Source organism: Parashewanella hymeniacidonis (assembly GCF_016900895.1).
Lineage (GTDB): Bacteria > Pseudomonadota > Gammaproteobacteria > Enterobacterales > Shewanellaceae > Parashewanella > Parashewanella hymeniacidonis.
The window spans coordinates 1-1,421 of the sequence record NZ_JAFEUN010000268.1; the positions used below are offsets into that span (position 1 = coordinate 1).

The 1,421-nt window shown below is 37.6% G+C and carries 1 pseudogene; it reads right to left on the bottom strand.

What is annotated here, in order from left to right:
* A pseudogene (locus JQC92_RS22250) lies at window positions 1–1,204 on the bottom strand (IS256 family transposase); the annotation flags it as partial.
* Window positions 1,205–1,421: the final 217 nt, after the last annotated feature.

Consider the following 1,421-nt stretch of genomic DNA (forward strand, 5'->3'; position numbering starts at 1 on the left):
TGATCTTTTAAGCGATCCTCAAATTCAATGATAAAACGATTCATAGCTGCTTTCCAGTTATGGATCGGCATTGACCATTTTTTTGAAGCTGAACGTATCGCTAAATAAACTACTTTTTTAGCTGAATCATCACTTGGAAATACCTTCCGATTCTTAATTTACTTTACGGATAACACTGTTAAGTGATTCAATCGCATTTGTTGTGTAAATGGCTTTCCTGATGTCCTTTGAGTACCTAAAAAAGGTATTAAGGTTATCCCAATTGTTAATCCATGATTTCGATATTTGAGGGTATTTATCGTCCCACTTCTCTGAAAATTCATCTCGTGCCATTAAGGCGATTTCTTCAGTATCAGCCTGGTATATTTTTCTAAGATCTGCCGTTACCACCTTATAATCTTTCCAAGACACAAAACGAAGTGAATTTCGCACCATATGCACGATACAGAGTTGGATATGTGTTTCTGGGTAAACGGTATTAATTGCGTCAGGGAAGCCTTTTAGGCCATCGATACAAGCAATTAGAATGTCTTCAACACCTCGGTTTTTTAGTTCTGTTAACACATTTAGCCAGAACTTTGCTCCTTCGTTCTCAGCGAACCATAAATCGAGTAGTTCTTTTTGGCCATCAAGGTTCACGGCTAATGCAAGGAATACAGCCTTATTTATCACACGATTATCTTGTCGAATTTTAACGACAATACAATCCAAATAAACAATTGGGTAGATGTTATCTAGTGACCTATTCTGCCATTCATTTACTTCTTCAATGACGGCATTCGTAACTTTTGAGATGAGGGTTGGAGAAACATCAGTATTGTACATTTCTTTGAATGAATCAACGATGTCTCGTGTAGTCATCCCTCTTGCATAGAGGCTCAAAATCTTATCATCCATCGATGTAAAACGAGTTTGATTTTTTCTTGACTAACTGAGGTTCAAAGCTGCCATCTCGATCTCTTGGGGTATCAAGTTCAAATTGACCATCTTCAGTTTTCAAAGTTTTAGACGAGTGACCATTTCGGTAATTTTTAGAGTCACCTTGTTGATGCTTCTCATATCCAAGATGCTCATCTAACTTTGCATTGAGAGCTGCTTCAACGGTGATTTTCGTGAGCATCTGACTAAAATCAATAAGGTCTCTTTCAGATTTTAATCCTTTAGCTGCTTCTCGAGCAAAAGCTTCAAGTTCTTGTTTTGTCATAATTACCTACTCTTAATCTTTTAATTAAGTTAATGATAGGTAATTACACAGATTTCAGGACAGGGTCAATGCGGTTCTAGATTGCAGTATTTATCCTGTCTCTTGATCAGATCTCAGAGCATTTCTCCGTCAGCTAGCATTTCTTTCGCCATCCTATATCCAACGACATAAGATTGAAGGGTATCCCAACCTTCCCAAATCGTTTCCCAGCCTGCTA